Source organism: Streptomyces sp. NPDC020917 (assembly GCF_044333795.1).
Lineage (GTDB): Bacteria > Actinomycetota > Actinomycetes > Streptomycetales > Streptomycetaceae > Actinacidiphila.
Genome location: NZ_JBIRRR010000032.1, coordinates 36,230 through 53,337 on the forward strand (window position 1 = coordinate 36,230; position 17,108 = coordinate 53,337).

Consider the following 17,108-nt stretch of genomic DNA (forward strand, 5'->3'; position numbering starts at 1 on the left):
CGCTTCGGTCCAGCCGTGGCAAAAGTTCGTCGGCGCGTTCACCGGCCGTCGCCGTGGTCGTCGTCCCGGTCGTGGCCGCGTCGGCCGCTCGGCCTGCCGCAGGCGTTCCTCGCCTCGGCGGTGCCGGCTGCACCCAGGTGATGCCGTTGCCGTTGCCGGGGCGGAGCCGGAGCCCGGTTCAGGTTCCGTCCCAGCGTCCCAGGCGCCTGAGCCGGCGCTGCCGCAGCCGCTCCGAGACGGCCGTGAGGCCGAAGACGGCTCCCAGCATCAGCCCGAAGAGCACGGCGAACGCAGGATCGCCCGGTTCGTCCTCGCGGGAGAGCAGCAGGAGGAACAGCGTGAACGGGACGGCCACCACAAGGCCGGTGCCGATGGGGTGCCGGGCGACCCATTTCTGGATCCGGGTCGGGCGGCGCTGCCCTCCCAGGGCCCGGTCCACGGCCCGCAACGCCTCGCTGAGCCCTCGCCGCCGGTTCGTCATGGCCGGAAGGATATGCGGCCGCACCCGTGCCCCTGACCGGGGGTCCTCCCGCCCCGGCGATCTTCACGACAGTCGGCCCGGTCGGGCCGACCTGCGGGCCGCGCCCGCTGGTCCCGGTGACCAGCCCCGCTGACCGCCACCGGCCCTCCAGCGGCGCGCGGCCGGCGCTGCGGGGCCGGCCCGCGAGGCCGTCCGCGCAACGGGTGGCGGCGGCAGGGGGCTTGGGCGCGTTCCCCCGCCCGCGGTTCCCCGGGCGCGTTCGCCGGGGCCGGGGTCTGCCGCCGGGCGAGCCGGATGCACCGCCCCGGGTGCGCGTTTCGCGTGTGATTCGATGCGCGATCGTGGTTAGGGTGGGTGCCCGGAGGTGAGCGATGCCCACGGAGGACGAGCTGTTCAGCTCGGTCGACGCGCTGCTGGAGCAGGTCGTGGCCGGGGAGGCCCTGCCGCCGCCGGCCGAACGCAGGCGACTGCGGGAGGCCGCGGGCCTGAGCCAGGAGCAGGTCGCCAAGGCGGTCGCCACCCGCCGCGAGGCGGTGGGCAGTTGGGAGACCGGCCGCCGCGAGCCGCGGCCCCCGCAGCGCGCCGCCTACGCCCGCCTGCTGGAGGGCCTGGCCGTGCGCTTCCCCGCACCGCAGCCACCGGCAGCCCCCGCCGCCGCACCGCAACCGCAGCCGGAATCGTCGCCGCAGCCGCCGCACCAGCAGAGCGCAGCCGCGCCCCCGCCCGCACCCACCGGCGCGCCCGCCGCACCGGCCCGGGTGCCGGCCCCGGCCGCACCACCCACCAGGACCCCACCGCCACCTTCACCTTCACCTTCACCGTCACTCTCACGGTCAGCGTCACGGTCAGGGTCTGCGTCGCCGGGTCGGCCGGCCGCCGGGCGGAAGGCGCCCGCGGGACCGGTGCCCGCCGCGGCCGTGTCCGATCCGCGGTTCGTGCATGGGCCGCTGGGCGTGCTGGACGGTGACGGGCAGCTGTACTGCGCCGGCGGCCTGGTCCTGCACTGCCCGGCGGCCACGGTGCCGGAGCTGGTGGAGTGGACGCTGGCCGAGGCCGGGCTCGGCGCGGGCCGGCTGCACCGCTCGGGCAAGGACGCCGATCCGCTGGTCGTCCTGACGGCGGCCGCCGCGTCGCGGCTGGGCCTGCCGGAGCAGTTGGAGGACCGGCGCTCGATGCGGCTGCCCGAGGGGCACCCGGTGGTCCGGCAGATCGCCCGCGCGAGGTGGCAGTTGACCCGGCGCGGCTTCGGCCCGTGGGCCCGGGTCTACCGCCCCGCGCAGGGCGGCCGGCGCTCCTGCGTGCAGCTGGCGGTGCTGCCCTGGGGCGCGCTGGACGCCCGCGCGTGGGGGAGTGCGCAGGAGCTGCCGCCGGCGGAACTCGCCCGCGTCCTGAGCGTGTACGCCGCGCGGGTGCTCACCCCCCGCGGCTCGGCGGCGGTGGCGGGCCTGGAGCTGATGACCGCGCTGCGCCCGCCCACCCAGGCGATCAGGGACGAGACGACCGGCGGGTGGGTGTCGGGGCCGGTGGCCGGCTCGCTCACCGCGGCGGTGGACCCGGCGCCGCCGGAGGCACCGGACGAACACCCGGTCGTGGCGGCCCTGTTCCCGCGCGGCCACCAGCGCGGCGAGAGCGAGGTCCTCGACGAGGAGGCGTTCGACTGGATCCGCGACCCGCAGGCCCTGACCGACGCCGAGTGCGCGCTGCCGTTCGCGGTCGGCGTCGACGTCAACACCGCGTTCCTGGCCGCCGCGAACCGGCTGCTCGTCGGGCTCGGCGCGCCGGAGCACGTGAGCGGGCCGCGGTTCGACAAGACCGTGCCGGGCTGCTGGCTGGTGGACCTGTCCGGCATCGACATCGACCCGCGGCTGCCGTCGCCGTTCACGCCGCACGGCGGCCGCCCGCAGGGCCCGGCCTGGTATGCCACCGCGACCGTCGCCTACGCCGCCGAGCTGATCGAGACCTACCGGCTGCCGGTGGAACTGCGCCCGGTCCAGGCGTACGTGCGGCGCGACGCGGGCCCCTACCTGGACCCCTGGTACAAGCACCTGGCGCAGGCGTACAAGGCCACGATGGCCGACCTCAAGGTGGCCGCCGACCTGACGCCGCAGCAGTTCCTTCACGCCATGGAGCACCACAAGGCGGTCGACCCGGCGATGGCGATGGTGCTGTCGGCGGTGAAGTCGACGGTCAAGGGCGGGATCGGCAAGCTGCGCGAGCGGCCGCAGGGCGTGTCCTACCGGCCGGGCGAGCGGTGGCCGGCGCTGGAGCGGCCGACGTGGCGGCCGGACATCCGCGCGGCCGTGATCGCGACGGCCCGGGTGAACATGCACCGCAAGCTGGTTCGGACCGCGCTGGCCACGCAGACCGGGCCCGCCCCGGCCGGCGCCCTGCACTTCGCCCCGGACGCGCTGATGCCGGTCGCGGTGCTCTCGGACTGCGCGGTCTACCCCTCGCCGGGCCCGTCGCCGCTGGACGTCCTGCCCTACGGGGGTGACGGCAGGCCGGCACCGGGCACGTTCCGGCTCGGGGTCTCGCCCGGCATGGTCAAGCACGAGGGCACCCGCCCGCTGTACTGGGCGGTGGAACTGCTGGAGCAGGACCACAACCCGGCCCGGCACATCAAGGGCGACGGCACCGCGGACGAGGGGGAGTAGGGCGTGGGCAAGCTGCAGGACAGCCTGGAACGGGCGGGCGCGGCCACCGCGACCCGCCCGATCCCGAAGTCCGCCGGGGCGCAGATGCGGTTCCTGGTCAGGAGCGAGAAGGGCTCCACCCGCGCGGTCGCGGACCGGCTCGCGGTCTCCCAGCGCACGGTGGAGCGCTACCTCAAGGGCACGCTGCGCCGCCCGCGGCGCGAGCTGGCGGCCCGGCTGGAGCGGGAGGTCCGCAGGGACTGGCAGCCGCGGGTGCGGGCCCGGGCCCGCACCCGCGCGGCGACCTCGGACGGCATCGTCGTGGAGACCCGGGCGCGACTGGGCTACTCCGGGGCGCCCGGGTCGACCGACGAGGACCGCACGCGGCTGCTGACCCAGCGCCTGCCCCCGCACTTCGCGGCCCGCCTGTTCGACGCCCAGGCCGCCGGTGCGAGCGAGGCCGACCTGCAGCAGATCGTCGCCGAGGGCCTGCGCGAGGTGTACTTCCGCGACCGCGGCCGCCGCGCCCGCTCCCTGGAAGAGGTGCGGTTCACCACCATCGACTACATCGAGATCGACATCTGACCGTTTCCTGAACCAGTGGGCAGGAGCGGGTCTTGGACCCAGGGCTTCGCACTGCGGCGGACATCCCGAACGCGCCTGGCCCGGTCTGAGTCGTCCAACGCCCCGCCCCGGGCGGTGAAGGACGACGCCTGCGGGTGTCCGGACCCGTGCCGGGACACCACGGGTACGTACCCGTATGCTTCCTCGGAAAGGAAGGGAGCACGATCATGGCTGATGCGAATGTCCGTATCCCGGAAGAGGCCCGGAACCGTCTGGCTGCGGTGGCCGCGGCGGAGGGAATGTCGCTGCGGGCGTATTTGGCCCGGCTGGCAGAGACCGTGCTCACGCCGGAAGAGCGCGCGGAGCAGGCCGAGCGGGCCCGCGAGGTGCTGAGCGACTGGAACGGGTACGCCCCGGGCGCCGCAGAGGAGAAGGACCTGGACGCGGAACTGGACGCGCGTCTGCGGCAGGCGGCCGGCCGGTGACCCACCCGTACGGGGCCGTGCACGTCGTCCTGGACGACACGGCGATGACAGCGGCCGGCCGGGGCAACCTTCTGGCCTCCCGGCTGATCCACCGCGCGCACGCCGAACCGGGCTGGTGCCTGTACGCCACCGCGTGCGCGCTGGTCGAAGCCGATCGGGCCCGGCCGGGAACCGGCGAGCACATCGCGGCCCTGCCCGGCATCACGGTGCTGGACCTGGACCTGACCGCAGCGTTGTCCGTTGCTCGCCGTGACACCTGGGCTCTGGCGCACACGCTGCACGCCGCGCAGCCCACCCCGGACCGCCCCACCGGCGCGGTGGTGGCGACCACGACCCCCGACGTGTGGGTGGCGCATCCCGTGCGCGTCCTGGACCTCACTCCCTGATCGGCATGCCACCCCGCAGCCGCCCGGGTGAGGTCAGCCGGGCCAGGCGGCGAGGTCATCCTCGGATCCGTCGTCTTCGTCCTGGGGCGGCGGACAACGGCCGAGCCTCGAACCCCGGCCGCTCGGGCTGACGATGACGGCATCAACCTGCTTCCCGGCGGGCGCGGCAGGCCCGCACCACGACCGCGCCCGGCGTCGCGGTCACGGCGAGGTGATGTGCGCCGTGCCCGGGCTGAGGAGGTAGTCGGCCGTGTACGAGAGCGCGTCGCCGGAGTTGATCAAGCCGATGCACAGGCCTGAGACGTTCCATGCGTGCAGGTCGCCGGTCCCGGTGAACCTCAGGTCGTTGCTGCTGTAGAGGATGTCCAGCGTGGCGGTGGTGCCAGGGGTCGCGCCGCCCAGGTCGGCGGTGCAGCCGTTGCCGCTGATGTGGGCCTGGACCCCGGTGACCGTGCCGGAGACACCGGACGGGGTGACGCTGACGGCGTTGAGGGACCACGGCAGGCTCTGCGCACTGAGGGTGAGAGCAAGGTTGAGGGGACCGGTGCAACTGCTCCACGTCAGGCTGGTGAAGGACCCGATGCCGGCGCCGGGCAGCCCGGTGCCGTTCGCCATGGACACGATGATGCCGGACGAGGCGCATGGGATCGCGATCGAGGTGCTGCCGTCGGTGAGGGACGCGTCTGTGGAGACGCCGGTGAGGTTGCCGCCGCCGGTCACGGTCCACGTGTCGGACGCGAAGGCGGAGTCGACGGCCAGTCCCAGGCTCGCCAGGAGCGCGGCACCGGTCACGAGGCTGCTCCTGGCGACGCTGAAGATCTTGCGCACGAGCTGGTCCTTTCTGCCATCCGGCGTTGTCCGGCGCCTTGCCGCCCGCGTCGGCTCGAAGCGGAACTCGGCAGCGGCTTCCGGCCGGAACCGTGCGGGGAGGACCGTCCTCGACCGGCCGCCGTTCCCGCCGAACGACGCTACTGGCCGGTAATTGACGGGGGCAATCATCCCGTCCGGGATTCGCGAACGGGCCCCGCGCGCCGGGGATTTCCTGTCACCGGGGCAACAACTCCCGATCCCTTTCTTGTCCTCCGGCCGCAAGGGGCGCACGAGAGGACCCGGCGGCCCACCGCCTTGGGCCACGTCCGGCCGGCAGGGTGGCCAGTTCGTCGCAGTCGAGAGCCGCCAGCGTCGCACGCACCCACCGCGGGTCCTCGTCGGTGAACACCACGGAGTGTGCGGTGAACGCGATGACCCCGGCATCGCGGTGATTGAGCTGCGGCACCACGGTCGTGGTCCCCTCCGGCGGCGGGAACTGCCCGTGGGCCGCAGCGTCCAGTATCTCCGCCAAGGTCAGGCCCGTGACTGTGTCTCTCCTGGTCTGCGGGCCCAGTCCGTCCGTGATCAGGTTGTCACGTCGGTAGGACGGCGAGAACGTGGGCCGCGTCATGCTCGGCAGTGGCGTTGAGCATCGGATCGGGTCCTGCGCTGTGCACCCGGCAGGCGAAGCGGAACACGCCGGGACGCAGGTGCGGGGTCCGACCGCGGGCGAGGCGACCAACCTGTAGGCCGTGCCCCTCGCAGTACTTCTGATGTCAATCCGCGGATGTCACAGGGAGCTGGTCTGTTTCGTCTCGAGGGCAGAGGCAAGCGTACGAAGCGGAAGGTGATGGTCATGCGGGTTTTCGTTGCAGGCGGAACCGGGGTGCTGGGGCGACGGCTGGTTCCGCAGCTTGCTGCCCGCGGGCACCAGGTGACCGCGACGACGACGAGCGCGGCCAAGCTGGCGCTGCTGGAGCGGCTGGGCGCGGCAGGAGCCGTCATGGACGGCCTGGACGCGGCTTCGGTCCATGAGGCGGTGGCCCGGGCCCGGCCGGACGTGATCGTGCACCAGATGACCGCGATCGCCCCGGTGCACGCCGGCAAGCCCGACATCAAGCACATGGACCGCTGGTTCGCCACCACCAACCGGTTGCGGACCGAGGGAACGGATCACCTGCTGGCCGCCGCCGAAGCGACGGGCGTACCCCATGTCGTCGCCCAGAGCTACGCCAACGGGAACGGCATCCGCGAAGGCGGCTGGGTGAAGACCGAGGAAGATCCGACGGACCCGATGCTGGGGACGTCCGCCGCGCCGGGAATGGCGGCGGTTCGCCACGTCGAGGAGATGGTCCTCAAGGCCGATGGGGCGGTCCTGCGTTACGGCGGGTTCTACGGGCCGGGCGCCACCGACGACCAGGTGGATCTGATCCGCAAGCGGCAGTTCCCGCTGGTGGGCCGCGCCACGGGTTACAGCTCCTGGGTGCATCTCGACGACGCGGCGAGCGCGACCGTCCTGGCCGTGGAGCAGAAGGCGCGAGGCGTCTTCAACATCGTCGACGACGAGCCGGCCCCGGCAAACGACTGGCTGCCGTACATGGCCGCCTGCGCGGGGGCGAAGAGACCGATGCGGGTGCCCGCATGGCTGGCGAGGCTGCTCGCCGGCGAGGTGGCGGTGCTCATGATGACCGAGGGGCGCGGTTTCTCCAACGCCAAGGCCAAGCGCGAGCTCGGCTGGGAGCTGCGCTACCCGTCCTGGCGGCAGGGCTTCAAGGAGGAGCTGGCATGACGCGGACCGAGCAGTTCGAGGAGTTGCGCCCGCTGCTGTTCTCCATTGCCTACCGGATTCTGGGCAGCGTGAGCGAGGCCGAGGACGCGATTCAGGAGAGCTGGCTGCGCTGGGAGTCCTCCCCGACACAACCCGCCTCCGCCAAGGCCTTCCTGTCGGCCGTGGTGACACGGGTGTCGATCGACGTCCTGCGCTCGGCTCGCGTACGACGGGAGGTGTACGTCGGGTCGTGGTTTCCCGAGCCGTTGTTGGCCGATCCTTACCAGGACCCGGAGCGCTCGGCTGAGCTGGCCGACTCGTTGTCGATGGCGGCCCTGCTGCTGCTCGAGCGGCTCAGCCCGCTGGAGCGGGCTGCCTTCGTGCTGCGGGAGGTGTTCGACTTCGGCTTCCCGGAGATCGCATCGGCGGTGGGCCGATCAGAGGCGGCATGCCGTCAGCTGGTCGTGCGGGCACGGCGGCATATGGACGCGGGCCGTCCCCGGTTTGAAGCCGACCGGCGCGAGTGCGAGCAACTCGCCGAGCGGTTCTTCGACGCCTTCCGCGGGGGAGACGTCGAGGTGCTGAGGGACGTTCTCTCGGCCGACGTGCACATGGTCGGCGACGGCGGCGGCAAGGCCCCGCTGTGGAGCAAGGGCGCATTCGGTATCGACATCGTGGTCAGCCGGGTCGCCGCGCTCGTCCCGCTGTTCACCGCGGTGGGCGTCGTCGTGGAGTCGCGCGAGGTCAACGGCCAGCCTGGCGCGGTCCTGCGCGCGCGGGACGGCAAGATCCTCGGCACCTGGGCGCTGGACATCCTCGACGGCCGGATCCAGGCCATTCGCGTCGTCATCAACCCCGACAAGCTCCAACACATGGGCCAGGTAGCGGACGCATGGGCGATTCTCCGCGAAGCGAACCAGGTCCGCCGATCCACGGAACAGCCGTACGACGCCTCGCTGGCACGCCGCTGGCTTGACTCTGTCGGGGATCTTGGTTGCTTGGGTTCAGCTACCGAGGTGCGCCAGGACTTTGACCGGGGCAACCCAGCCCGTCGATGATGTACAGCCCCCCGCTGCACCAAAGGGAACGAACCTGGAGACGCAGGTGGAGCCGCCGACCCCGGCGCTACATCGGCTCGATGCCCCCCTTCTGCGCTGTTCATGACGGCCCGTCACCGTGAACGCCATGGTGTCCGTCGCCCTGCCCGGTCCCGGCGTGCGGGGCTGCTCCGTGCGGCGTGGCGGGCGGGTTCCAGTCGGCGATGCCGTCGAAGCCGCGCAGCAGCAGGCCGGGGACCAGGCGCCCGGCGGCGATGAGCGCGGCGTTGCGCAGGGCGACCGCGGGCGCGCTCTTGAGGGCGGGCGCGCGGCTGCTGCTCGCGGAGCGGCGCACGACGTCCATGGTGCGGGGCAGCCGGTCGCGGGTGTAGGCGGCCAGCGCGCCCGGCACGTCCGCATCGCTGTCACCGTCGTCGGTGCGGGTGGCGGTCAGGTGGTGGGCGAGGACGACGGCGTCCTCGATGGCCTGGTTGCCGCCCTGTCCCAGGGTCGGGGCCATGGCGTGGGCGGCGTCGCCGAGCAGGGCGGTGCGGCCGCGGTGGTAGGCGGGCAGGGCTTCGGCCTGGTGGAAGACGTCGTGGCGCAGGACCTGGGCGGGTTCGACGGCCGCGATCAGTTCCGGGATCGGCTGGTGCCAGGTGCCGAACAGCCGCAGCAGTTCGGCCTTTTCGTCGTCGGGCGCGTGCCCGCCTTGTGGGGTGAAGGCCGCGCCGTAGGCGTAGACGCGGCCGTCGCGCAGCGGTTGCGTGCCCCAGAAGCGCCCGCGGCCCCAGGTCTCGTGCGGGGTGAACGGCCGCTGCGGGGCGGGGGTGATGATGCGCCAGGTGGTGAACCCCGCGTAGCGGGGCCCGGGCCGGCCGGGGAACAGGGTGCGGCGGGCCGCGGAGTGGATGCCGTCGGCGGCGACGACGAGTTCGGCCTCGAACTCCTGGTCGCCGGCGGTCACCAGAGCGGGGCGGCCGGCGGCGCCGGGGTCGGCGAGTTCCGCGGCGGCCGCGGTGCGGACGCGGCCCGCGGGCAGGCGGGAGGCGAGCAGGTCGGTGAGGGTCGCGCGGTGCAGCAGCACGGTCGGGCCGCCGAACCGCTCGATGGCGGCCGCGCCGTCGATCCGCAGCAGCCGCCGGCCGCCGGGCGCGCGCAGCTCGCCGTCGCTCTCCCAGGCGGCCAACGCGCGTACCTCGTCGCCGAGTTCGATGGCGTCCAGGGCGCGCTGGGCGTTGGGGGCGAGCGCGATCGCGGCGCCGACGGGTTCCAGGCTGGGGCTGCGTTCCAGGACGGTGACGCGCCAGCCGCCGCGGTGCAGGGCGGCCGCGGCCGTCAGTCCGCCGACTCCGGCGCCGATCACGACGGCACGGGGCTGCTTCATGATCCCTCCCGTAACTACAGATGTAGTAAACGGCAAGCTACTACATCTGTAGTGTGAGGGGGTAGGTTGGGGTTCCATGACCGCTGACACCGCTGATCAGACGCCTGCCGCGCCTGCCGCACCGGCCGTGCTGGCCGGTGGCTCCCGCGCGGCACGCGAACCCCGCACAGCGCGCACGGAGTTGATCGCCGACACCGCCCTCGCGCTGCTCGCCGAGCGCGGCATGCGGGGCCTGACGCACCGCGCGGTCGACGAGGCGGCCGGACTGCCGCAGGGCTCGACGTCCAACCATGCCCGCACCCGTGCCGCCCTGCTCGCCGCGGCGGTCCGCCGCCTGGCCGAACGGGAGGCGCAAGTCCTCACGCCCGACGAGATGCCCCACCCGCCCGCCACCGGTCAGGGCTCAGCCGCCACCGGTGACCGGCTGGAGGAGGCGGCCGGCGCGCTCGCCCTGGCCCTGCACCGCACCCTGACCGGCGGCCGCGAACTGCTGGTCGCCCGGCACGAGTTGGCACTGGAGGCGACCCGCCGCCCCGAACTGCGCGCGTTCTACGACACCGCCGGCCGCGGCTTCCGCGAACCCCTGGAAACCCTCCTTGCCTCCCTGGGATCCACCGACCCCGCCCGCCACGCCCAGTCACTGGCCGCCTGGTGCGAGGGCCTGATGTTCCTGTGCGCCGCCGGCCCCGACCACGCCACCACCCCCGACGAAGCGACCCTGCGCCGCGGCCTGACCGAACTGCTGCGCGGCATGCTCGCCCCATGACCCCCGCGCGGGCGGGCAGTTGACCCCGGTTGGGCCCAGGAGGGCGAGCCGGGCTCAGCCGTCCGCGGGCTGCGGGTAGGTGCTGATCTCGATCAGGTTGCCGTCGGGGTCGCGCAGGTAGGTGCTGGTGACGGGGCCGAGCGCGCCGGTGCGCGGTACCGGGCCCTGCTCGACGTGGACGCCGCAGGCGGCGAGGTGGTCGGTGATCTGGGCTTGCGGCTGGGCGGTGACCAGGCACAGGTCGGCGCTGCCGGGGGTCGGGCGGTCGGCGTGGGGGAGGAGTTCACGGCCGGCCTGGTGGAGGTTGATCTTGCTGGTGCCGAAGGCCAGCGCGCGGCGGCCGTCTCCGAAGACCACCGGCTGCATGCCCAGGACGCGGCGGTAGAAGTCGACGGTCCGCTCGATGTCCGCGACGGTCAGCACCAGGTGGTCCAGGCCGCTGATCCGCAACGGCGGCGCCGCCTCGGCGTAGGGGCCCAGCAGCCGGGTGCAGGCGTCCTGGGCGGGCGCGGACAGCCACGCGCGGGAGCGGGCGAACAGCCGCCACAGGTCGGGGCCGTGAGCGTCGGCCAGGTCCTGGTTGTGCTCCACCAGGTCGAGTTCGTTGGCGGCGGTGATCTCCATCAGCGCCGAAAGGTCCGCGTCGGCCACGGGGTGCTCGGCGCCGGTGAAGCGGTCGCGGAAGACCAGCGGCCGGCCGTTGCCGAGTTGCGGGTAGACCGCGGAGCGGTCGCAGGCGGCGTAGAGGTGGACGAGCGCTTCGGCCCGCTCGCCGATGACAGCGGTGAGCCGGGCGCGTTCGGCGAGGTCGAGCAGGGACTCGTCGAAGCCGTCCGTGCCGTAGGCGGCGTGGGCCAGGCCCGCGGTCTGCACGTCGGTGCTGGCGCCCCACGCGGCCAGCGCGCGTGCGACCCGGCCCAGGTGGGCCAGCAGGGTGCCGCCTGGGTGCGGCATGCGGTCGGCCCCCAGGTCGCGCAGGAAGTCCTCGATGCGGGTCCAGGGGGACTCCGGTGCCTTGTGACGTGTGGTCATGTCACGAGTTATAGTCGTCACGTGAAGGCTGGGGCAAGCAGCGTCGGGGACGCGGGACGGGACGTGCCCGTCGAGGAGCTGCGGTTCAACTTCCGCTCCGGCCGCCTGTGTCTGGCCTTCGTCGCCACCGTGGGGGAGCGCTGGCGCGGCAGCTACGAGCGGCTGCGCGAGCCGGCCGACCTGGCCCGCTGGTACCTCGAGTCCGGCCTGCTCCAGGCCGACCCGCCCGCGATCAGCGCTGCCGGGCTGGAGGCGGCACGGGTGCTGCGCGAGGCGATCCACCGCATCGCCCGCGCACTGATCGACGGCCGCCCGCCGGCCGCCGCGGACGAGGCCGCCGTCAACGCCGCCGCCGCGCCCCCGCCCCTGATCCCGGTCCTGCACGCCGGCACCGGCCGGCTCACCCTGCCCGCCACCCGCGCCCAGCAGGCCGCCCTGAGCACCGTGGCGCGCGACGCGATCGACCTGTTCACCAACACCGCCACCGACCGCATCCGGGAATGTGCCGACCCCGAGTGCGCCCTGCTCTTCGTCGACACCAGCCGCCCCGGCCGGCGCCGCTGGTGCTCCAGCACCGCCTGCGGCGGCCGGGCCCGCACCGCCGCCTACCGCCACAAGCACGCCACCGCACCCGCCGCCTCCGACGGGCCGGGGTCGTGACCTTGACCAGGCCCCGGCCCTGCTCGGCGGCCCGCGCGGCGAGGCCAACGGCGTTGCCGCCCTGTGCGATGGGCGAGGATGGGGCCATGCCGGCGCAAGCGGACGAGATCGCCCTGAGCAAGCAGGACCTGCGGGAGGTCACCGCGTTCGCCGCGGCGTGCGCGGAAACGGTGCTCGCGGTGTTCGAGACCGACCGTCCGGACGATCCGCGGCCCCGGCAAGCCATCGTCGCCGCCTGGGAGTTCGCCCGTGGCGGCGAGCGGGGGAAGGCCCTGCGGGACACCGCGTGGGCAGCCCTCAAAGCAGCCCAGAGCGCGGACACCGAGGCCGCGCGCGAGGCGGCCCGGGCAGCGATGTCGGCGGCAGGCGCCGCCTACCTGCACCCGCTGGCCAAGGCCACCCAGGTCAAACACATTCTCGGCGCGGGCGGCCACGCGGCAAGGGCCGCGGAACTCGCCGCCGCCCACCACCCGGACACCGGTGCCGAACACGTGCAGCAAGCGGTGCAGCGCGCGACACCGGCCGTCGTCCAGGTCCTCCAGCGCTTCCCCGCGGCGCCGGGCGGCGGGGGCCGGGTCGGTGAACTGATCCGCATGCTGGACGCCGGCCTCCGCCCGCCCGCGCCTGCCGAGTGACGTTCGGCGTCCAGGCGCCGCGGCGCCGGGCTCACAGCGGCCGCATCACCAGGGCCAGGCCCTGCGCGGTGTCCTGCAATTCCCCCGGCGGGACGTGGTCGCTGTCATAGACCACGCCCGAGACCGTCACCTGTCCCGCCGCCTGGGCAAGCGGCAGAAGCTCGGTCAGGCCGTCGGCGGGCCCGCCGACGAATGTCACCAGAACACTGATCGCGTCCGCGTCCGCGTCCGCGTCCACCGAAGCCGTCGCCTTCACACTCGTTCCTGTGCCGCGCTCGGCCGGGACGGCGCGGTCCGCGCCACCGCACCCCGCCAGAGCAACCATCAGCCCCACGCAGCCGACCACCCCGAACACCCGCACCCCGGCATCCTGCCAGGGTCCCGACCACCGGGGCCGGGCACGCCCGCCGCGGGCCAAGCGGGTTCGGGCACGGACTTCGAAGCGCCTGCCCGGCGCCACCCCCCACCCCCGGACGCCGGCGCGAGCCGGGACCTCACTCCGCGGCCGGCTTGTCCACGCGGATGAGCGTCTGCTGGCCGTTCGCGACGAGCTTGCGCTCACCGTCCCCGCGCACCCCGTGGACCTCCAACCGGCAGACGGTGAGGGTGCGTCCGGACTTCAGGACGGTCCCGACCGCCTCGATGCGGTCGCCGATCGCCGGCGCGAGGAGGTTGATCTTGTATTCGACGGTGAGGACATCGCAGTCCTCGGGGAACACCGTGAGCGCCGCGTAGCCGCCGGCGGTGTCCGCGATGGCGCTGGTGGCCCCGGCGTGGATGAAGCCGTGCTGCTGGGTCACCTCGGGACGCGACGGCAGCACGATGTGGACCCGCCCGGGGCCGATGTGGGTGATCCGCGCACCTAGGTGCGCCATGAGCCCCTGCCGGTCGAAGCTCTCCTGGATACGCCGGCGCACCTCGGGCCCGGCCGGCGCGTGCTGCGTGTCGTTCTCCACGTACCCGATCTCCTTCATGCATCCGAGGGGCCCGGCCCCAAGGACCTGCCGGGACCGGCGACTTCCGCACCCGGCGCGTGAAGCGGCCACCCCCATCCGGGAGTTGACGGTGGCCGTTCGCCGGCTGCCCGGTCAAGATCACAGGCTACGGTGCAGTGATGACCGGCAACTTCCTGCACGGCGGCACGGTTCGCCTTGTCCCGCTGTCCGTTGACCACGCGGAAGCCCTCTTCCCCTCCGCGTCGGATCCGGAAGTGTGGAGATGGATGCCCCGGCCACGGCCCGAATCCCTGCCGCAGATGCGGGAGATGCTCACCCAGATGCTGGCCGACCCGGCCCGGCGGCCCTTCGCGGTCCAACGCCTCGACGACGCGGCGGTGATCGGTTCCACGAGCCTGTACGAGCTCGATGTGGCGCAGGGCCGCGCCGAGGTCGGCGCCACCTGGTTCGACCGTTCCTGCTGGGGCGGCCCCTGCAACGCCGAGTCCAAGCTCCTGATCTTCGGGCACGCCTTCGACGACCTGGACCTGGCCAGAGTCGGCCTGCGCACCGACAACCTCAACGAGCGCTCCCAGCAGGCCCTGACGCGCCTCGGACTCGCCTACGAAGGGACGCTGCGCAGCCACATGCTGCGCCAGGACGGCACCCGCCGCGACTCCCTCTTCTACAGCGTGCTCGCGGCGGAGTGGCCGACCCTGCGCGACAAGCTGCGCAGCAGGATCGCCGCCAAGACCGCGACCTAGAGAACGGCAGGCCCCTTCCGTCGAACAGGCGGCAATAGGCCCCGCACCCCCCGGCCGCACACAGCGCGGCCCACCGCCCCCGCCGTCACCCCGCCTGCCCCAGGTGCTCGGTGAAGAACAGCGCGAGCCGCTCCACCGCGGGGTCCACGTAACTCTTGCGGTCGTAGAGGTCGACATGGCTGGCGCCGTCGATCCAGTGGAGTTCCTTGGGGCCGGTGGCGCGCTGGAAGGCGTCGACGCTCATCCAGGACGTGACGGCGCGGGTGCCGGCGACCATGAGCAGCGGGCGGGGGCCGATCAGCGGGACGGCGGCGAACGCGTCGAACGCCGCCATCTTGTCGATGCTGGTCCAGGTGAAGAAGCTCGCCGCGCGGGGATGCGCGGCGCGCTCGGTGCGGTAATAGGCGAAGCCCTCGGCGCCGTGCTCGCCGCCGAGCGTGCGGGCCTGCTCGGCGGTGTCGGGGAAGAGGGTGAGGACGGCCGGCTCCTCGCCGCGGGCCTGCGCGGTGCGGGCCCCGGCCGCCGCGTCCAGCATGGCCTGGAAGACCGCCGGGTCCTGCGTCCCGTCCGGGCCCAGGCGGAACTGCCGGGCGATGTCGACGGCGCTGACCGTGCCGACGGCCCTGATGCGGTGGTCGCCCGCCGCGGCGGTCAGCACGTACCCGCCCGACGCGCAGACGCCCAGCGCGCCGATGCGCTCCGCGTCGACCTCGCCGCGCGCGGTGAGGAAGGAGACGGCGGCCTTGAGGTCCTCCACGCGCTGGGCGGGATCCTCCAGGCCGCGCGGCTGCCCGCCGCTCCCGCCCTGGTAGGCCGCGTCGAAGGCCAGCGTCACGAAGCCCTGCTCGGCCAGGCGCCGCGCGTACTCCCCGGCGGTCTGCTCCTTGACGCCCGCGCCGGGGTGGCCGACCACGATCGCCGGACGGGGGCCGCCGGCCGCGGCGTCGGGGAGGTAGAGGTGGCCGGCCAGGGGGATGCCCGCACTGTCGAAGGTGATGTCGTGCCTGTTCACGGATTTTCTCCAGATCCTGCTGTCCCAGATGGGGGTCCGCACCGGTGCGGTGGGGGCCGAGCCGGGCACCGTGCCGGGCTCGTCTTCACCATCGCCCCCGGCCCGGGCCCGCAAAAGCCGCAGGATCCTGCCCGGGAAAGAACCTGCCCCCCCACATCCGCAGGGCCGGCGGGACAATGGGGACCATGGCCCCCGCACGTGATCCCGCAGCGCTCGGCGCGTTCCTCAAAGCCCGCCGGGCACAACTGTCACCCGCGGACTTCGGCCTGCCCGGCACCGACGGCCACCGCAAGGTCGCGGGCCTGCGCCGCGAGGAGGTCGCGCAGATCGCGGCGATCAGCGTCGACTACTACACGCGGCTGGAACAAGGCCGCGTCCAGGCGTCCGCATCGGTGCTCGCCACCCTCGCCCGCGCGCTGCGCCTCGACGAGGACCAGCAGCGCTACCTGTACGAACTCGCCGGGAAGACCGACGCCCGGCCCCGCCGCCGCAGGCCCCCGCAGCGGGTGCGGCCCGCCATGACCCGCCTGCTCGACCAGCTCACCCAGACCCCCGCGATCGTGCTCGGCAAACGCATGGACATCCTGGCGTGGAACGCCGCCGCCGCGGCCCTGTACACCGACTTCGCGCACGTCCCGCCGCAGCGGCGCAACTACATCCGCCTGCTGTTCACCGACCCGCTCATCCGCGGCATGCACCGGCAGTGGGACCACGACGCCCGCGACGCCGTCGCCGCGCTGCGCATGGAAGCCGCCGCCGACCCCGACGACCTCGAACTCGCCCACCTGGTCGGTGAACTGTCCGTCCAGGACGCCGACTTCCGCACATGGTGGGCCGAACACCGCGTCAACACCGCCAGTTACGGCACCAAGGACTACCGGCACCACCTCGTCGGCGACCTCACCCTGGACTGCGACACCTGGACCAGCCCCGACGGCTCCGGCCAGCGCCTGATGGTCCTGACCGCCGAACCCGGCAGCCCCTCCCACGACGCACTGCGCATCCTCGCCTCCTGGACCGCCGGGCAACCCGACGGCGACCGCGACCCGACGCAGGACCGGAACTCCCCCCGCCGACCGGCGACGTGAGCCCCGGCCCGGGCCGCGACGCCCGGGTCCCAGCCAGGTCTCCCCGCTCCCGTACGCCCGCGCCGGCCCGGCCCGGCTCGGCCGTCAGCAGTTCTGGATGTACCAGATGGGCGACCAGTTGCCGTTCGCGTCGTGGCTCGGGGCGCCGGGGGTGACGTAGACGGTGACCCCGTACTTGTTCGCCATGCGCGCCTTGATGCCGTCGGACTGGTTGTTGTACCAGGAGCCGGGGCCGCTCCAGCCGCTGCCCTGCAACTCGTAGACCCCGCACGGGCCCATCTTCTGTTCCTTGCCGGTGTAGTTCACTCCCTGGTAGGCGCAGAAGTCCCCGTGCGGGCACGAGGACGGGGCGGCGTTCGGGGCGACGACCGTGCCGGTGGCGGCGCGCGCCGCCGCGGCGGCGTCGACGGTGCCGGCGGCGGTCGCGAACGCCGAGAGCAGCCCGACGGCCACCATCGCCCGCGGGAGCCGGCTGCGGATCTGGGACCACATCACGACGTGGCCTGCCTTTCGTGGGATCACAAGCGTGGGATTCGTGCCGCGGGCCCGGGGGCCCCCGGCACCGCGGGCGACCACGGGGCGGTGCAGTCCAGCCCGGTGGTGGGGTAGCGGGAGCAGGCGAACAGCTGCACCCAGGACTCGGTGGGGTACGCGGAGCGCGTGCC

The 17,108-nt window shown here is 73.8% G+C and carries 19 protein-coding genes and 1 pseudogene; 11 read left to right on the forward strand and 9 right to left on the reverse strand.

All coding sequences use genetic code 11. From position 1 onward, the window contains the following. Positions 1-178 precede the first annotated feature (178 nt). Positions 179-481, reverse strand: a complete 303-nt coding sequence (locus tag ACH4TG_RS39200; RefSeq protein ID WP_398247800.1) for a hypothetical protein — start codon at positions 479-481, stop codon at positions 179-181. Between the two features lie 371 nt (positions 482-852). Here ACH4TG_RS39200 and tap point away from each other — a divergent pair, with 371 nt between their 5' ends. The 4 genes from tap to ACH4TG_RS39220 all read left to right on the forward strand — a co-directional run bounded on the left by tap (position 853) and on the right by ACH4TG_RS39220 (position 4,549). Further along, entirely contained in the window at positions 853-3,135 is a 2,283-nt protein-coding gene (gene tap / locus ACH4TG_RS39205) for a telomere-associated protein Tap (protein WP_398247802.1), read from the forward strand. A 3-nt stretch (positions 3,136-3,138) separates the two neighbouring features. Then, the gene (tpg, locus tag ACH4TG_RS39210; RefSeq protein WP_398247803.1) at positions 3,139-3,699 is read left to right on the forward strand and encodes a telomere-protecting terminal protein Tpg; all 561 of its coding nucleotides are present in this window, start codon (positions 3,139-3,141) and stop codon (positions 3,697-3,699) included. A 206-nt stretch (positions 3,700-3,905) separates the two neighbouring features. Continuing rightward, positions 3,906-4,163 carry a hypothetical protein gene (locus ACH4TG_RS39215; protein ID WP_398247805.1) on the forward strand — a complete coding sequence of 86 codons (258 nt, stop codon included), beginning with the start codon at positions 3,906-3,908 and terminating at the stop codon, positions 4,161-4,163. Positions 4,164-4,207: 44 nt separating this feature from the next. Then, positions 4,208-4,549, forward strand: coding sequence for a hypothetical protein (locus ACH4TG_RS39220; protein WP_398247831.1), 342 nt, complete (start codon positions 4,208-4,210; stop codon positions 4,547-4,549). Between the two features lie 201 nt (positions 4,550-4,750). Here the strand turns inward: ACH4TG_RS39220 and ACH4TG_RS39225 are convergent, their stop codons facing one another. Further along, entirely contained in the window at positions 4,751-5,377 is a 627-nt protein-coding gene (locus ACH4TG_RS39225; RefSeq protein WP_398247806.1) for a hypothetical protein, read from the reverse strand. A gap of 322 nt (positions 5,378-5,699) precedes the next feature. Continuing rightward, positions 5,700-5,897 (reverse strand): annotated as a pseudogene (locus ACH4TG_RS39230) (GNAT family N-acetyltransferase); the annotation flags it as partial. Positions 5,898-6,215: 318 nt separating this feature from the next. Here ACH4TG_RS39230 and ACH4TG_RS39235 point away from each other — a divergent pair. Together ACH4TG_RS39235 and ACH4TG_RS39240 are read left to right on the forward strand one after the other, a co-directional pair. Beyond that, positions 6,216-7,148: an NAD-dependent epimerase/dehydratase family protein gene (locus ACH4TG_RS39235; RefSeq protein ID WP_398247808.1), complete on the forward strand. Its 933-nt coding sequence runs from the start codon at positions 6,216-6,218 to the stop codon at positions 7,146-7,148. Next, positions 7,145-8,185: an RNA polymerase sigma-70 factor gene (locus tag ACH4TG_RS39240; protein ID WP_398247810.1), complete on the forward strand. Its 1,041-nt coding sequence runs from the start codon at positions 7,145-7,147 to the stop codon at positions 8,183-8,185. The genes ACH4TG_RS39235 and ACH4TG_RS39240 overlap by 4 nt, the downstream gene beginning before the upstream one ends. 100 nt (positions 8,186-8,285) lie before the next feature. Here the strand turns inward: ACH4TG_RS39240 and ACH4TG_RS39245 are convergent, their stop codons facing one another. After that, the gene (locus tag ACH4TG_RS39245; protein ID WP_398247812.1) at positions 8,286-9,551 is read right to left on the reverse strand and encodes an FAD-dependent monooxygenase; all 1,266 of its coding nucleotides are present in this window, start codon (positions 9,549-9,551) and stop codon (positions 8,286-8,288) included. A 76-nt stretch (positions 9,552-9,627) separates the two neighbouring features. On the opposite strand from ACH4TG_RS39245, the gene ACH4TG_RS39250 reads away from it, so the two are divergent. Continuing rightward, complete coding sequence (locus ACH4TG_RS39250; protein WP_398247813.1) at positions 9,628-10,317, forward strand: TetR/AcrR family transcriptional regulator; 690 nt, start codon at positions 9,628-9,630, stop codon at positions 10,315-10,317. A 54-nt stretch (positions 10,318-10,371) separates the two neighbouring features. Here the strand turns inward: ACH4TG_RS39250 and ACH4TG_RS39255 are convergent, their stop codons facing one another. Continuing rightward, positions 10,372-11,349: a VOC family protein gene (locus ACH4TG_RS39255; protein ID WP_398247815.1), complete on the reverse strand. Its 978-nt coding sequence runs from the start codon at positions 11,347-11,349 to the stop codon at positions 10,372-10,374. A gap of 21 nt (positions 11,350-11,370) precedes the next feature. Between ACH4TG_RS39255 and ACH4TG_RS39260 the strand changes: the two genes are divergently transcribed. Both ACH4TG_RS39260 and ACH4TG_RS39265 read left to right on the forward strand, forming a co-directional pair. After that, positions 11,371-12,009, forward strand: coding sequence for a CGNR zinc finger domain-containing protein (locus tag ACH4TG_RS39260; RefSeq protein WP_398247817.1), 639 nt, complete (start codon positions 11,371-11,373; stop codon positions 12,007-12,009). Positions 12,010-12,095: 86 nt separating this feature from the next. Beyond that, a complete protein-coding gene (locus ACH4TG_RS39265) occupies positions 12,096-12,644 on the forward strand; it encodes a putative immunity protein (protein ID WP_398247819.1) in 549 nt (182 codons plus the stop codon). Between the two features lie 31 nt (positions 12,645-12,675). Here the strand turns inward: ACH4TG_RS39265 and ACH4TG_RS39270 are convergent, their stop codons facing one another. Beyond that, the gene (locus ACH4TG_RS39270) at positions 12,676-13,005 is read right to left on the reverse strand and encodes a hypothetical protein (RefSeq protein ID WP_398247821.1); all 330 of its coding nucleotides are present in this window, start codon (positions 13,003-13,005) and stop codon (positions 12,676-12,678) included. Between the two features lie 133 nt (positions 13,006-13,138). Then, complete coding sequence (locus ACH4TG_RS39275) at positions 13,139-13,618, reverse strand: PaaI family thioesterase (protein ID WP_398247823.1); 480 nt, start codon at positions 13,616-13,618, stop codon at positions 13,139-13,141. Positions 13,619-13,758: 140 nt separating this feature from the next. Here ACH4TG_RS39275 and ACH4TG_RS39280 point away from each other — a divergent pair, with 140 nt between their 5' ends. Further along, positions 13,759-14,343 (forward strand): GNAT family N-acetyltransferase, encoded by a 585-nt coding sequence (locus tag ACH4TG_RS39280; protein WP_398247824.1) that lies wholly within the window; start codon positions 13,759-13,761, stop codon positions 14,341-14,343. Between the two features lie 85 nt (positions 14,344-14,428). Here ACH4TG_RS39280 and ACH4TG_RS39285 read toward each other — a convergent pair whose 3' ends face one another. Then, positions 14,429-15,355, reverse strand: a complete 927-nt coding sequence (locus ACH4TG_RS39285; protein ID WP_398247826.1) for an alpha/beta hydrolase — start codon at positions 15,353-15,355, stop codon at positions 14,429-14,431. A 185-nt stretch (positions 15,356-15,540) separates the two neighbouring features. On the opposite strand from ACH4TG_RS39285, the gene ACH4TG_RS39290 reads away from it, so the two are divergent. Further along, the gene (locus tag ACH4TG_RS39290) at positions 15,541-16,443 is read left to right on the forward strand and encodes a helix-turn-helix domain-containing protein (protein ID WP_398247828.1); all 903 of its coding nucleotides are present in this window, start codon (positions 15,541-15,543) and stop codon (positions 16,441-16,443) included. 84 nt (positions 16,444-16,527) lie between these two features. Here the strand turns inward: ACH4TG_RS39290 and ACH4TG_RS39295 are convergent, their stop codons facing one another. Then, positions 16,528-16,935 carry a peptidase inhibitor family I36 protein gene (locus tag ACH4TG_RS39295; protein ID WP_398247833.1) on the reverse strand — a complete coding sequence of 136 codons (408 nt, stop codon included), beginning with the start codon at positions 16,933-16,935 and terminating at the stop codon, positions 16,528-16,530. Positions 16,936-17,108: the final 173 nt, after the last annotated feature.